13 protein-coding genes are annotated in these 14,519 nt (G+C 69.3%); 4 read left to right on the plus strand and 9 right to left on the minus strand.

Going from position 1 to position 14,519, the window contains the following annotated elements:
* Positions 1-26 precede the first annotated feature (26 nt).
* Positions 27-1,604, plus strand: coding sequence for an FAD-dependent monooxygenase (locus AB0B96_RS32030; protein ID WP_362904738.1), 1,578 nt, complete (start codon positions 27-29; stop codon positions 1,602-1,604).
* On the opposite strand, the gene AB0B96_RS32035 is transcribed toward AB0B96_RS32030, so the two are convergent.
* Both AB0B96_RS32035 and AB0B96_RS32040 read right to left on the minus strand, forming a co-directional pair.
* Positions 1,585-2,547, minus strand: coding sequence for a hypothetical protein (locus tag AB0B96_RS32035; RefSeq protein ID WP_362904740.1), 963 nt, complete (start codon positions 2,545-2,547; stop codon positions 1,585-1,587). The genes AB0B96_RS32030 and AB0B96_RS32035 overlap by 20 nt on opposite strands.
* Positions 2,548-2,606: 59 nt before the next feature.
* Positions 2,607-3,797, minus strand: a complete 1,191-nt coding sequence (locus AB0B96_RS32040) for an MFS transporter (RefSeq protein ID WP_362904742.1) — start codon at positions 3,795-3,797, stop codon at positions 2,607-2,609.
* 272 nt (positions 3,798-4,069) lie between these two features.
* On the opposite strand from AB0B96_RS32040, the gene AB0B96_RS32045 reads away from it, so the two are divergent.
* Complete coding sequence (locus AB0B96_RS32045; RefSeq protein WP_362904744.1) at positions 4,070-4,669, plus strand: sigma-70 family RNA polymerase sigma factor; 600 nt, start codon at positions 4,070-4,072, stop codon at positions 4,667-4,669.
* A 69-nt stretch (positions 4,670-4,738) separates the two neighbouring features.
* Here the strand turns inward: AB0B96_RS32045 and AB0B96_RS32050 are convergent, their stop codons facing one another.
* The 4 genes from AB0B96_RS32050 to AB0B96_RS32065 all read right to left on the minus strand — a co-directional run bounded on the left by AB0B96_RS32050 (position 4,739) and on the right by AB0B96_RS32065 (position 10,189).
* Positions 4,739-5,323 (minus strand): hypothetical protein, encoded by a 585-nt coding sequence (locus AB0B96_RS32050; protein ID WP_362904746.1) that lies wholly within the window; start codon positions 5,321-5,323, stop codon positions 4,739-4,741.
* Positions 5,323-6,240 (minus strand): hypothetical protein, encoded by a 918-nt coding sequence (locus AB0B96_RS32055; protein WP_362904748.1) that lies wholly within the window; start codon positions 6,238-6,240, stop codon positions 5,323-5,325. The genes AB0B96_RS32050 and AB0B96_RS32055 overlap by 1 nt, the downstream gene beginning before the upstream one ends.
* A 545-nt stretch (positions 6,241-6,785) precedes the next feature.
* Complete coding sequence (locus AB0B96_RS32060; RefSeq protein ID WP_362904751.1) at positions 6,786-8,399, minus strand: class I adenylate-forming enzyme family protein; 1,614 nt, start codon at positions 8,397-8,399, stop codon at positions 6,786-6,788.
* Complete coding sequence (locus AB0B96_RS32065; RefSeq protein ID WP_362904752.1) at positions 8,396-10,189, minus strand: CoA transferase; 1,794 nt, start codon at positions 10,187-10,189, stop codon at positions 8,396-8,398. Before AB0B96_RS32065 ends, AB0B96_RS32060 begins: the two co-directional genes overlap by 4 nt.
* A 219-nt stretch (positions 10,190-10,408) precedes the next feature.
* On the opposite strand from AB0B96_RS32065, the gene AB0B96_RS32070 reads away from it, so the two are divergent.
* The gene (locus tag AB0B96_RS32070; RefSeq protein ID WP_362904755.1) at positions 10,409-11,536 is read left to right on the plus strand and encodes an acyl-CoA dehydrogenase family protein; all 1,128 of its coding nucleotides are present in this window, start codon (positions 10,409-10,411) and stop codon (positions 11,534-11,536) included.
* 467 nt (positions 11,537-12,003) lie between these two features.
* On the opposite strand, the gene AB0B96_RS32075 is transcribed toward AB0B96_RS32070, so the two are convergent.
* The 3 genes from AB0B96_RS32075 to AB0B96_RS32085 all read right to left on the minus strand — a co-directional run bounded on the left by AB0B96_RS32075 (position 12,004) and on the right by AB0B96_RS32085 (position 13,198).
* The gene (locus AB0B96_RS32075; protein ID WP_362904757.1) at positions 12,004-12,207 is read right to left on the minus strand and encodes a heavy-metal-associated domain-containing protein; all 204 of its coding nucleotides are present in this window, start codon (positions 12,205-12,207) and stop codon (positions 12,004-12,006) included.
* 310 nt (positions 12,208-12,517) lie between these two features.
* Entirely contained in the window at positions 12,518-13,024 is a 507-nt protein-coding gene (locus AB0B96_RS32080; protein ID WP_362904759.1) for an ABC transporter ATP-binding protein, read from the minus strand.
* A 12-nt stretch (positions 13,025-13,036) separates the two neighbouring features.
* Positions 13,037-13,198 (minus strand): hypothetical protein, encoded by a 162-nt coding sequence (locus AB0B96_RS32085; protein ID WP_362904761.1) that lies wholly within the window; start codon positions 13,196-13,198, stop codon positions 13,037-13,039.
* Positions 13,199-13,248: 50 nt separating this feature from the next.
* Between AB0B96_RS32085 and AB0B96_RS32090 the strand changes: the two genes are divergently transcribed.
* Entirely contained in the window at positions 13,249-14,430 is a 1,182-nt protein-coding gene (locus tag AB0B96_RS32090; protein WP_362904763.1) for a hypothetical protein, read from the plus strand.
* The last annotated feature ends 89 nt before the right edge of the window (positions 14,431-14,519 follow it).

Raw genomic sequence — 14,519 nt, forward strand, 5'->3', positions numbered from 1 at the left:
CCCCCTTTTTTTCTGGAAGGAGGCACGTGGACGTTCCCGTGCTCATCGTCGGCGGAGGACCGGTCGGCCTGTGCGCGTCGATCGCGCTGTCCGGGTTCGGGGTGCCCTCGCTGCTCGTCGAACGGCATGCGGCCACCTCGGCCTTCCCTAAGGGGCGGGCGCTCAGCATCCGCACCATGGAGGTGCTGCGCCGCTACGGCCTGGAGGAGGCCGTGCTGGCCGCCGGAGTTCCCCGCGAGGAGAGCCTGCACTTCTTCTTCGGCACCTCCCTGACCTGCGCCGACCACATCCGTAACAGCAACCTGCCCGACCCGGCGCGGGCGGCCTTCAGCCCTGCCTTCACCGCGGTCTGCTCCCAAGACGTGCTGGAGCCGCTGCTGCGCGAGCACGCCGAGTCGCTCGGCCCCGGCTGGGTGCACTTCGGCCAGGAACTGATCGCGTTGGAACAGGACGAGCAGGGGATGACCGCGCGGCTGCGCGACACCGACGGACAGACCTCGACGATCCGTACCACCTATGTCGTCGCCGCAGACGGCGCCGACAGTTTCGTACGGCGTGAGCTCGGCATCGCCATGTCGGGCGAAGCCGCCCTCAGCCGCAATCTCAACATCCTGTTCGAAGCCGACCTGCGCCCACACCTCGCCGACCGGCTCAGCCTGATCTACACCATCGCCAATCCCGCACTGACCGGCACGTTCATGACGGTGGACAACCGGCGCCGGTGGCTGTTCAACCTCGTCCACGACCCCGCGCGCCGCGCGGTCGACGACCTGACCCCCCGCGACTGCGCCGATCTGATCCGCGCGGCGGCGGCCGTACCGGATCTCGACATCGACGTGATCGCGACCCAGGAGTGGACCGCCGCCGCGTTGCTGGCCGACCGTTACCGGGCAGGCCGGGTGTTCCTGGCCGGAGACGCGGCACATGCCATGACTCCCTACGGCGGATTCGGGATGAACTGCGGCATCCAGGACGCCGACAACCTTGTCTGGAAACTCGCCGCCGTCCTGCAGGGCTGGGCGGGGCCCGAGCTGCTCGACTCCTATGAGGCCGAGCGGCGCCCCGTCGGGGCCGACACCGTCACCCAGAGCCGTCGCAGCCTGCTCGCGACGCTGGAATCCACCGCCGTCATTCCGGGCGTGGACGGGCCCCTGCCCCGCTCGCGCCCCAGTGACGGGCTCGTCTTGGGCTATGCCTACGACGGCCCCGGCGCGGCGGTGGTCTCCGACGGCACACCGTCACCCGACCTACCGGATCCGGTCTCCGCCTACCAGCCCTCAGCCCGCCCAGGACATCGCGCTCCCCACCTGTGGATGCGCCATGACGGGCACGAGATCTCCACGCTTGACCTCGTCGGCACCGGCTTCACCCTGCTCACCGGACCGGACGGAGCAGCCTGGCGAGAGTCGGCGCCGGAGGGTGTGCCGCTGCTGGTGCACGCGGGAGACACAGATATCGCCGCTGCCTACGGCATCGAGACCGACGGGGCCGTCCTCATACGTCCTGACGACCACGTCGCCTGGCGGTGTCCCCGGCTGCCGGATCATCCGGAGCAGGCCGTCGCCCAGGCGCTTACCACGACGCTCAGCAGGCGAAGGGGCTGATCACTCCGGTGAGGATCGCCAGCCCCACGGCCAGGAAGAAATCGCCCCATACCAGTTCGTGGCGAGTGGCCACCCCATGGCCGACGTCGTAGCACCCGTTCAGGAGGCGGCCGTCGTGCAGGTGCTCTGTGACCAGTTCGCGGAGCACGGCGGCGGCCCGATCCCGCAGCCGGGCCGCCTCGTCCCCAGAGGCCCGCGCGGCCAGCTTGAGAGCGGCGACGGCCTCGATCGCGGCGGCCGAGGTGTCCGGCGGCCCGCCGGGACATGCCAGGGGGATGGCGGGCGAGGCTGCCGCGAAGCGGGCCGTCACCTGGGAATGGCCCAGCAGCCTTTGCCGCTCACCCTCGTCACCTGCGTCGGCGACCGCCAGCGACAGCCACGCCACCGTACGACTCCAGCCGGGCGCCGGATCGGAATGGTGCGCCCAGGCGCCGTCCGGCAGTGCCCGCCAGGCCGGGCGCAGTTCCCGCTCACCCGTCGTCAGCCCGAGCTGCAGATCGAGCTGGGTACGGGCGGCCGTGATCCCGGCGGGCCCCGACAGGCGCAGGAGTTGCAGGAGGCCGGGCAGCCCGTCGACCCGAGCCACCTCGCGGGGACCGCCGAACGCCTCCCCCCAGGGCACCAGCCCGAGCCCGGGGTCGTAGGCGTTCAGGCAGGCGCGGGCCGCGCGGTCGCGAAGCGCCGCCGCCGCGGCGTCCCCACCCGCCACGCCGAACGCGGTGCCGTACCAGAAGATCAGACCCCGGGTCGCGGTGTCGGCCTCGATCCAGGGGCCGAGCAGCGCGGTGCGGCCGGTCGCGGCGGCTCGGTCGGCGAGATCACCGCTCATGATCGCCCGCAGCCAGAGCAGGCCCGCCCAGAAACCACCGGTCCATGACCCGCGGGCGGTGGTCGTCCAACGGCCGGAGCCGGGGTCTGCGTGTAGCGGCCATCGCCCGGCCACTTCGGTTTCGGTTGTCCCTGCCCGAACCAAAAGCTCCACCAGCGCTTTCTGCGCCCAGATCATCGGCGCGCTCCGGCCCGGAACCGCAGTGGTGCCGCGACGGCGGCAGCGGCGGCGAACTCGGCGGCCACCAGCACCCAGCCCGGCCCGTACCCCATGAGCTCGACGAGGATCGCGAACAGTGGCGGCCCGGCGGCGAAGCCGGTGAAGAAACCCGCCGAGACGAGCCCGGAGGCACGACCGGCACTACGAGGGTCGGCACGCTTGATCACCGCGACCATCGTGACCGCGTTGCCCGCGACGGCGAAGGCGCCGACGGCCGCCGCCCCGGCCCAGACCAGAAAGGGAACCGACGAGGCCGCCACGAGCAGCAGGGCGGCCCCGCACGCTCCCGCCGCGAGGGGGGCCAAAAGCACTTCGGGCCGGCCCAGACGGCCGGCCCGCCGCGACCAGCCGACCCGGCCCGCCACCCCGGTGACGCCCAGCGCGGCGATCAACCATGCCGCCACGACCGGCCCCAATCCCAGCCGCTCCACCCCGAACAGCGCGAGGTAGGTGTTCACCGCGGCGATCCCGCACCCCAGCAGGAAGGAGAACAGCGCCAGCTGGCCGACGCGGGCGCGCGGCATGTCCAAAGGAGGCGGCGCCTGCGCGAGGCCGGGGTCGGGCGGCAGCGCGCGAAGGGCCCAGTAGGCGACGAGGGCGGCGAGCGCGGCGGCCGTCCACACCGAACCACGCCATCCCGTCCAGGCGGCGAGCGCCGCCAGCGGCAGTCCCGCCGCGAAGGCGCCGAGCTGCACCCCGGACTGCTTCCAGCCGGTGACCGCGCCGCGCCTGGCCGGTTCGACCACAGCCAAAATGATCTTGTTGGTCGCGGGGTTGGCCAGCGCCTGCGGCAGCCCGCCCAGGGCCACCGCCGCCAGCAGGACGAACGTGTTCGAGGCGGCGCCGATCAGGGCCAGCGCCACCGCGGCCAGCAGCAGCAGGGCGACCAGGCTGCGACGGGCGCCCAGCCGGTCCACCCAGCGACCGGCGGTGAGCGACAACAGCGCGGCGACCCCGAACCCGGCGGTCGTGGTCAGGCCGATCGCCGCACGGGAGATACCCGCCTCCCCGACCAGGCGCGGGCCGAGCGCACCGATCAGGAAGAGCTGAAGCATCGACACACCCATGGCCGCGGTGAGCAGAACGGTCACCCACCGTTCCCCGGCCATGCCGGGAGCGGGGCCTGCCGGTCGTTCCAGCCGCATCGCGGCCTCCTTCCCCTGGCGGAGTCCTGGTGACGACCGCGCTCCAGACAGTCGCTCGCGGGCCCGCCGAGGTTCCCACGAGAGCGGGCGCGATGACGCGACCCGCACGAGAAGCCGTCCGGCCACCTCGCGCACCACGCCCTCGTGGCCCACCTGCCCGGCCCCAGTGGCCGCCCCGCCCCTGTGCCCCTGTCTCCTCCACCAGCCCGTCAGGGGCCACCCATCTCCGGACCGTGTATCCGTTCTGCACCGCGACCCAAGGAACGACCATCATGAGTTCTGTCACGCGCGACCACCGCGCCCCCGACCATGACACCCCCGCATGCTCTGACGAGCAGCTGACGGTGCTCGCACTGGCCGCGCGCGGAGGAGCGCCCGCGGACGTCGAGGCCTTCACCCGTGCGGTCTACACCGATGTAAGCAGATTCATCGCCTACCTGGCCGGGACCCCGTCGGCGGAGGACCTGACCCAGGAGACGTTCGTGCGCGTCCTGCGGAGTCTGCCCTGCTTCGCCGGCCGCTCGTCGGCCCGGACCTGGCTTTTGTCCATCGCCCGGAGAGTCGTCGTCGACCGGTTCCGATCGGCGTCCTGCCGTCCAAAGATCGCCGATCTCGCCGACTGGCAGGCCGCCGCCGAACGATGTCAGCCCCGTGGGCTACCGGGGCGTGAGGACGGAGTGGTCCTGGCGGACCTGCTGGCCAAGGTGCCCCGCGAGCGGCGTGAGGCCTTCGTGCTCACCCAGATCGTCGGCCTGCCCTACGCCGAAGCCGCCTTGTTGATCGGCTGTCCGATCGGCACGGTGCGCTCCCGGGTCGCGCGAGCCCGCACCCAGCTCATCGAATCGCTGCAAGCCGCCGACCGGGCCGCCTGATCGAAGACCCTTTCCCGGGCCGGAGTCACCCCGGTCCGGGAGGCGCACCCTGCACAGCAGCGAGGCATATTAGAAAACGGCGAGGAGCCATGCGAATCCTTGGGTGATCACACCTAAAAGAACAAGCAGTACCGCGTCTCGGAACACAGTGATGTGTGTGGCGACGGTGTTTTCTCCAATGCGTACCGTACGCGCATAGGAAAGCGCGAGAATCGGGAGAATCGGTGGCGACTGTCTCGAAAGCCGTGTGCTGTCGATAGTACCGATCTCTTTGCGAACCACGGTGACGGCAGCTGACCCCAAAAGCCCAAGCATCGTGCTGGTGATGCTTACGCACCAGACGACAAACGACCATGGAGTCGGAGCCGCAGTTATGGTTTGAACGCTAGCAAGGACGACCAGGAGAAGCGCGAGAGCGGTCGGAAACAGAAATTGGGCGCGTCCGCGAATCTGCTCCAGGTCACTCAACTGCCGATCGAGCTGTCGGCGCCCTTCTTCGACGAGAAGAGTTAACTCTACCGAGTCCCAATCGCGCATTTCACCGGGTTCAACACGGTGAAGAGCGAAAACGGGCACCTTGCGACCAGGCCATAGCCCGGATAGATGCCGAAGATAAACCGTGACTTCAGATGGCAGCGCATCTTTTTCTGCCACTATGAATTCCGCCCCAGCCAGGAGGCGATAGCCGATGTGACCGGATCTGCGACGCTAGAGGGAAGGAAAAGCCATTGGCCCGCCGGGTTAACGTCCAACAAGTAGGCGCCGTCATCGCCGATCACCCAATCCTGGCTGGTGTAGCCCAAGCTCAGTTCGGCCGCAATGGAAAGGGCTCCGCCTGCAACCTCCTCTGGTAGATCAACAGGAGTGAACGATCGATGCGCAATCGGGGCGGCGCGCCAGTCCATCGGCTGACCTGATGCGTCAAGCTCAGCCCCCCAAGCATCGCCGCAGACCGTCACAACACGTAGGTGAGAACGGGCCGCGATCCGTTCCTGAATCAAAAAGGGTGCCGCCGCGAGCGCCTGCAACTCGGGAGAGTCGGCGTTTACGGCGGTTGCGAACACCGTGAAGGGCTGATCGCCGTCGAAAAAATGCCCCGGACCAAGCGGCTTGAGAACGAGATCGAAACCCACTGCATCCCGCACCGCTACGGGATCGTTAGTGACAACAGTGGGTGGAGTGCGAACCCCGATCCGCATGGCCGCAGCATATTGAACGAGTTTGTTTTCTGAGGTGATGAGTGCATCGATGTCCGTAAGCCATTCGACGCCACAGGTGCGTAGCGCAGCTGTGAGAAGTGTCAGCCAGGCCGTCTTCTCTGCGGCCTCGAGAGACTCGACCGCTACCCCTCGGTTCCAGTCGGCGGGAGCCAGCCGACGGATCCATCCGCGGATGCCTCGGTCCGAAGCCAGCTCGATATTCGCATCATTGCCGGTAAGAGTCAGCCGGGCGTCCTGCATGCAATAAACGCTATCTGCCAACGTGGCAGCGTTCATAACATACGGCGGAGGCGAAGATTTAATCTGATCGAGGACCGCCATGGCATGCGGGTCATCCAGGTCGCCGATCACGATCGAGGCGGATGATTGGCTCACGGCATAGGAAGGCCGGTGCCCGGAAACGCACCGACCGCTCGGTCGTTGTCGACAGTTTCGATCGCTTCGGTGATTATCGTGTCAGGTGGTGGTTCACTCATCGCTGATGGCGAGGCCTGGCCAAGTCGCCGATATAACCCTCGGCGCCGTTCGGGAGTCGGCCAGGCTTCGCCGGAATCTTCCGTAACCATCGCGTAAGGCTACGCCATCAAGGATCAGTTCGCAGGTAGTCCCGGCACGTAAAACAGAGCGAACGAGCGATCTTCGTCGACAGTTTCGATTGCCTTGGTGTTCAGAGTGTCAGGCGGATCCTCATCGGGTCGCGCAACTGCCGGTTCGGACAGCAGGGAGTACAGCGAGAGCGAGCCGCCATCGGCTGCCGTTGATATGACCACGAGCATCCAGCGTAGTTGCGTCTCAGGGGTAAGGCGACCCTGAGCGCTGAATTGCTGACTGGGTTTTGCGGGGTTTCTCACCGGGCCGGAGTTGCCACCGGCCTGGGAAGATCGCACTGATCCGTGCTACCCGCGAAGCAGTAGATCGCGTAGCGCGTTCCGGTCGGGCTTGCCCGCCGGGGTCAGCGGCAGTTCCTCCACCACCAGCAGGTGTTCGGGGTGCTTGCCCCGATCGAGTCCCTGCTGAAGCAGGTGGGAGGTGAGGCCGGCGAGGTCAGGAACGTGGCCGGGGCGCGGCACCACGCAGGCCGCCAGCCGCTCCCCCATCACCTGGTCGGACACTCCCAGGCACACCACCTCGCGCACCTCGGGATGGGTCGCCAGCGCGTGCTCCACCTCGGCCAGGCTGATGTTCGCACCGCCGCGGATGACGACCTGCTTGAGCCTGCCGATCAAGCGCAGCCGCCCGTCGGCGTCGATCAGACCCAGGTCACCGGTGCGGACCCAGCCTTCGGCGGTGCGGTAGCGCTGGTTCAGCTCCGGTGCGCCGACGTAGCACATCGGGGTCATCGGGCCCCGTGCGATGATCTCGCCGAACTGCTCTCCGTCCGGCGCGGCGGCGATGCGGATCTCCGCCACCCGAGGGTCCGGCAGGCCCACCACCACGCCGGGGCCGGGATCGTTCATCGGGACCGGGCGGAACCCGCTGTGGCAGTTCACCCCGTCGGCGGAGCCGTACAGGTTGATCACCGGGCAGCCGAAGGCCTCACCAGCCTCAGTGGCCGTGGCCGCGTCCAGCTCCGCGCCGCCCAGTACCAATGCGGTCAGGGGTGGGGTCGTCCCGAAGTCCGGGTGGTCGAGCATCATGCGGATCATGGTCGGTACGGCCAGCACGTGGGTGGGCCGATGCTCACGGATCGCGGCCAGCGCGGACCGGGGGGAGAAATGGTCGAGGAGCACCAGGCAGCCGCCGTGCCGGGCCAAGGTGACGGCGGTGCCGTTGCTACCGAAGGCCGAGGCGAGCGGGACCAGGAACAGGCAGCGTGGCGTGCTTTCGTCGGGGATGAGGGTGGCCATGAAGTTGCCCCGCCCACCGGCGAGCGCGTTGTGGGAGTAGGCGACCATCTTGGGTTCCGACTCCGACCCGGAGGAGACCAGGATGCGGGCCGCACTGTCGGGGTCAGGCCTGGCCGGGACGAAGGCGCCGCCGTCGGCCGACAGCACCTCACTCCAGGCGACGCTGCCCGGCGGAGGTTCCTGCGGACCGGCGGCGATCACCGCCCGCAGGCCCGGCAGATCGCCGGCCGCGGCCACCAGGTCGCGGGCATGGGCGGCGCCCCGGTGGTCGATGGCGGCGATGACGGCCCGTGCGCCGGAGCGGCTCAGCAGGGAGGTCGCTTCGGCCACCCCCCGACCTGCGGGGAACGGCAGTGCCACCGCGCCGAGTGCCGCCACGGCCAGGTCCGCCACGACCGCGTCCCGGCCGTTGGGCAGCTGGACGCCGACGACGTCGCCCTCGCAGACGCCGAGCCCGCGCAGCCCTGCCGCGGCCGCCCGGGCCAGGCGGTCCAGTTCGGCGTAGCTGAGCTCGCCCGCCGTGTCGATCACCGCGATTCGGTCCGGGGCGGCCAGGCGGCGGGTGCGAAACAGGACGTACAGGTCGAGGTCCGGGCAGGTGCCCTCGGCGGCCCACCGGCGCCTCAAGGTGGTGGGTACCAGGTCGTCCAGGTGCAGGGTCATGCGAACCTCCAGGGAGCGGGTACGGCCAGGGCCCCGTGCTCGTCACGGGCGAGGGCGGCTGCGAAACGCGGGTCGGCGGGCAGGGCCTCCAGCGAGGTCGTCACGGCGGTGGCCCGCAGCCCCCGGCGCCGAAGCGAGGCCAGGGCCTCGGCCGAGGTCATCGCGGTGATCTCGTTGAGAGAGGTCGCGCCCACCTGTCCGGTGGAGTCGTCGGCGACGCTCACCCAACCGTCCGTCGTCCGCAGGGGACGGCGGAAACCCTCCGGAGCGCGGGCCCTCCCACCGTCGGCGGCCCGGCGCAGCGCGGGCCCGGTGAGCAGCTCGGCCGCGCCCAGCAGCGAGGAGTCCACCCGCACGGCGCGGCCGTCGCGCTCGCGCAGCAGGAGTCCGGCGAGCACCGCCTCGGCACCGAGCAGGCCGCCGAGAACGTCCAGCAGGGTCATCAGCGACGGCGCGGCCGGCTCACCGGCGGGCCGCACGGCCTCGCCCACACCGGTGCGGGCCTGAACCATGAAGTCGGTTCCCAGCGGCACGTCGGCCAACCGCCCGGCCCAGCCGCTGGTGTAGACGTAGACCAGGGCGGGGTTGACCGCCGACAGGTCGCGGTCGTCCAGGCCGAGGCGCTCGGCCGTGCCCGGCGCCCAGTTGTGCACAAAGACGTCCGCGTCCGCGACCAGGTCGCGCAGCCCGGCCCGGCCGGCGGCCGACTTGATGTCGATCTCCACCGCGCGTTTGCCCCGGTTGAGCGCCAGCCACCGGGCCGACAGATCACCGCACATGGGCGGCATGCCGCGCAGCGGATCCCCGCCAGGCGGCTCGATCCGTACCACGTCCGCGCCCAGCAGGCCCAGCAGGTGGGCGGTCAGCGGCGCCTGGATCCGCCGCCCGGCCTCCAGGACCGTGAGCCCGGCCAGGGGGCGGGCGGTCTCGGCCTCCGTGCCCCGCGCGGGCGGTCCGCACATCGGAACAAGCGGCGACAGCCGCCAGGGCGCCGCCGGGCGGGGTTCGGCCAGACGGTCGGTGAGGGAGCGCAGCGCGCACACCGAGGCGCCCGACTCCGTCGCGGCGTGCCGCACGCCCTCCCAGGTCGCCGCGCGAGCCTGCGCGTGCAACTCCTCGGGAAGTGGACAGCAGGCGGTGGCGTAGCGGAACTGGAAGGACTTCCACGCCGATCCGGCGAGACGCTCGGCCACCCCCAAGGCTCGCCAGAACGTCACCCACGCGGCCGGGTCGAGGGTCTCGACCTCGAAACACACACCATCGGCCGTGGTGAAGGGCGGCCCGCCGGGCGAGAACGGCACCGCCTCCTCGTCCCCGGCCGTGGCGGCCGCCAGATACTGGCCGACGGCGAGCAGCCCGGCCAGGTCCACCCCGGTCCGCACGGTCTCGACCGCACAACCGCGGGCCCGCCCGACCAGGGCGGCCAGGAGTCCCTGGACGGCCAGTACCGAGCACGCGGTCGTCAGGTAGTCCGCGGCCAGGCCACGCGGCTCGCCGTCGCGGCGGCCGTGCACGTGGGCGACCCCGGTCGCGGCCTGCGCGGTGGCCTCGTCGCTCACCTCCTCCCGCGGGGCGAGAGCGGCCCAGACGATCTCGGCGCTGAGCGGGCGCCCGTCCGTACCACTGAGTGACACGATCCCGGGGCCTTCCGACGCGGCCGATCCGAGGTCGGCGGCGCCCAGCAGGACCAGGTGCCGGGCGGCGACGGCGGTGAGGGCGGGTGGCCCCACCGCCCGCAGGCCGAGGCCGTCGAGCGGGTGCGCCGCCGTGACGGTGACGGGGTGTGCCATGGCTCTCCTCTCCCGCGGCGGTGACCGCGAGTCGTGCCTGACCGCGAACGGGAACTCCGCCGCGCGTCTACGCGACCTGTTCCACAGCAGGAAGTCGGATGAAATTTTCAATCAGTTCCCGACATGTCTGGAGTTGGAATGTCACAGCAGGCCGCCATCACGACCGATACCGGACTATCCGACGGGGAGACTTGGGGCGCACCCCCCTGCCCACCGCAGGTGCTTGCACTGCGTAAGCGGGTGGCCGGATTCGTCCGCGAGCAGGTCATGCCGCACGAGGCGGAACTGGACGCGGGCGGCGCGCCCGCGCGCGAACTCCTCGCCCGGCTCAGGCACCGAGCGCGCGCCGAAGGGCTCTGGGGACTGCCTCTGCCGGCGGAGCTGGGCGGCGCGGGCCTGTCGCTGACGGAGTACGCGCACGTGGCCGAGGCCGAAGGCGCGAGCGATCATGGTCCGGGCGTGCTCGGGTCCACGGCGCTGCTGGACGTGACGACCCTGGTCAAACACGCCGACCCCGCCATACGAGACCTCTACCTGCCCCGGGTGGCGAGCGGGCGGCTGACCATGTGCAACGCGATGACCGAACCGGAGGCGCCCGGCTCGGAACCCGGCCTCACCACCACCCGGGCCGTCCAGGAGTCCGACGGCTCCTGGACGGTCCATGGACGAAAGTGGTTCGTCACCGGCGCGGGCGACGCGGACCTGGCCGCCGTACTCGCCCGCACCTGCGGCACCCCACCCTCCACGACCGGCCTGTCCCTGCTGCTCGTCCCCACCCGCGCGCCCGGCTTCCGCGTGGTCCGCGAGCTGCCGGTCCTCGGCGTGGGCGGCCAGTGGGAGATCGCCCTGGACGCGGTCACCGTCCCGCCCGGCCACCTCCTCGGGGAGGCCGGGCGGGGGCTGCACGTGGTCGCCGAACGGGTGAGGCTTGGCCGCCTGCTGCGCTGCCTGCGCTGGCTCGGCCAGGCCGAACGCGCCTTCACCCTCATGCGCGAGCGAGCCCGCTCACGGCCGACGGCCTCGGGACGGCTCGCCGACCTGCAACTCGTCCAGGCGCTCGTCTTCGACGCCCTGCTCGCGATCAGGACCACCCGCCCGCTGGTGTTCGAAGCCGTGGCCCTGGTGGAGGCGGAACTGGACGCCAGGGTCGAGACCGGCCTGGCAAAGGTGGCCGCCGCCCGAACGCTGCAACAGGTCACCGACGCGGCCATCCAGGTCCACGGCGCGGCCGGACTGGGCCCCGACACCCCGCTGCCCGCACTGTTTCGCACCGGCCGGATGGCCCGCCTCCTCGACGGCCCCGACGAACTGCACATCACCACGGTGGCCCGCAGGGTTCTCAGCTGAGTTCACCAGACAGGCACCGCCGTGTGGTGTGCCTCATCATCAAACATGCGCGGAGGCGCGACCCGGTGGAAGGGGCAGCCGCCGTAGAAAACGATCGGCACAGTGAAGGCCGGCGAGCCCCGGGCCCGGTGTCCACAGGATCTGTGGCCAGGGCAATCACCCCGACCCCGGGACCGCGGAGATTACAGCCGCTCCTTCAGCGGTCACAGCGCTCAACACTCGTCGACCGGCCTAGCCACCTCGGTGGTGGATCCGGCGCGCACCACCTCGGCCACCAGATCGGTCGAATCGAAGCCGGCGAGAGTAGTTGACCGCCACGCTCGACCCCGTCGAGCCTGTTCAGCTTGCACTCGGTCCGGCCCGCGCTGGCCCCGCGCAGGTCATGCAGCCGATGGAGAGTTCCGTCGTCACGAAGTGTGCCGCTGTCACCGATGTCCCTGTAGTCGGTGGGATGCCGTGGGTCGGCGTCAGGCGACCTGGAATCCGGCCTGTTCGACGACCCCGCGCATCGCGGGGTCGTCGGCGACCCCCCTCCAGGTCACGTCCATTCTGCCTGTGGGCAGATCGATCGCGACCCTGGTCACTCCCGGCACGTCGTGCGCCTTCTTGGTCAGCGAGGCGACACAGTTCTCACAGTTCATGCCCCGCACCACGTACGTGTTCGTGTCCACGATTCTCTCAATCGATCGGAAGTATGACGATATCGACATTCAGGCACATATCCATAACCCGTCGAACGGGCACCACCGTGAGGTACGGCCAATCAGGCGGCCAGGTTCGATCCTCTTCCCGCTCCGCGATGACGGCACCAAGCTCGAAACCGCAGAGGGACCGCATGCTCGTCGCCACCCGTCCCTCCCACCTCCTGAGTCGGACACGAACCCGGAAAAGTTCCCGCGAGCTGTGGAGGTGATCCGACGGGCTCGGTAAACGAGACCATCGCCGACGCGTACCCCGCCGCGTCACGAACGGAGCGGCCGATTAACGGCTCCGCCGCTGTGCCTCACGAGCCGATGCCGCCCCGGGGGGCGGAGAATGAGATGGGCGCGTTCGGCCCCGGGGACGCTGGTGACATGGGCGTCGACGTCGAACACCTCCCTGACCGAGGGACGGGGTGAGAAGTCGTGCGGGGGGCCACGCGACGATGCGTTCCCCGGCGAGAACGTAGAGGTGGTCGCAGTAGGTGGCGGCTAGGTTGAGGTCGTGCAGGGCGGCGACGACGATGACACCGGTCGAGGTGATCAGGTCGAACAGTTCGAACTGGTGGCGGACGTCGAGGTGGTTGGTGGGTTCGTCGAGCACCAGGATCGAGGATTGCTGGGCGAGGGCACGGGCGAGCAGTACATGCTGTTTCTCACCGCCGGAAGGAGCGGTGTAGCGGCGGTCGGTGAGATGAACGACCCTGGCATGGGTGAGGGCGTCGGCGACGATGGCGGTGTCCTCGGCGGTGTCCAGAGCAGAGGGACGCTTGTGCTGGATGCGTCCCACCGCGGCTATCTCTCAGACCGTGACATCGAAATCGAAGTAGGTCTCCGGGCGAAGCGCGGCGATCAGCTGAGCGGCGCGACGCGAGGTGAGCCGCCACAGGTCCTCGCCATCGACGATGACGTCTCCCCGCATGAGGGGCCAGATCGAGTCGTCCCAGCATTGGTTGGCATGCACATCGGGGAACTGCCGTCGTCATGCCATCGCAACAATGCCCCGCTTGGTAAATGCTGAAGTCTTTGGTGGGCCGATGCGCCAGGATGAACGCTGTGATGGTGGACTTGGACTCCTACGAACTCCTTTGGCCCACGGCATTGTTCGTCACCGAGGGACAGCGGGTAGCGCGCTCCAGCGGGGGAATGTGGAGCGATCGCGTCATCTGGCTACTGACCGAGGCGCTGTCAGGGACAACAGCGGTGGCCGACTTCGAGGATGTCGCGAACCTGAAGGGCTTTGGACAAGCAGATCCCTGGCCTCCGGCGGACCCGTGGGCGTCGGCGTCACCACAGGCGGCAAACGGTGATCCCCAGCGGGAATGGTTCACCGAGCTGATCGATCGAGCCAGCGAACTGCGGCACGCGACCGCTCCCCGAGCGTACTGGCCGCAGCGCCGCACCGACACCTTCCCTTCCTTACACAGTGGTCTCAGGGATGTACGCCGCGAGTTCGCCCGGACCGTCACCGAGTTCGAGGACAACGGCTATCTGGTGGAGGCGTTCGGTGAGGAGTGCGTCGACGATCATCGAGAACTCCCAGACCCTGCGGAGGTCATCGATCGTCGTCTTGGCATCGCCGGACTGTGGCCACTGACCCCCACCGCGTGGGACGACGACACCTTTTACGGACTCGTAGAGGTATTCCATGACCTGGTCAGCCGTCCCCGTCAACGCCGATTTCACTCATGGAACGAGTGCGGCTGGCACTACTCGGAGTTCCACGCCGTCCCTGGACAGACCTTATATCGATGGAAGATCAACCACATGCTGCACTCGGCTGGCATTGAGTACAAGCTCGCCGCCGAAGGGGAAGACCTCGGGCGGTTGGTGGCGGTCACCGATGATGCCCGCAGCCATCTCATCCAGCAGGTCTTGCACGCCTCAACGCCCAATACCAAGGACCAGGTCGAGCACGCGATCGCTCTTTTCCGTAGCCGCTCCACCTCGCCCGAAAACAAGCGTTCGGCGATCATCGCGCTGGCCGGAATCCTTGAGGAGCGTCGTCAGTTGATCCGCGACGACATCGGCAAACCAGACGAAGGCGCGCTGTTCGAGATCGCCAACCGCTATGCCCTGCGTCACCGCAGAGCCGACCAGCGAGGCGACTATGACGCCGCGTTCTTGGACTGGATTTTCTGGTGGTACCTGGCCACGGTGGAACTCACCAATCGTTTGATCGCCGCCCGGCAGTGAGGTGATCTCACCAAGATCAATAAGGGCGGTTGTGATTCGATGCCTTCAAAGCGGCGCCCGCTGACATGAACCGGGATGGATCGCGATGC

This window comes from Streptosporangium sp. NPDC049046 (assembly GCF_040649155.1).
GTDB lineage: Bacteria > Actinomycetota > Actinomycetes > Streptosporangiales > Streptosporangiaceae > Streptosporangium.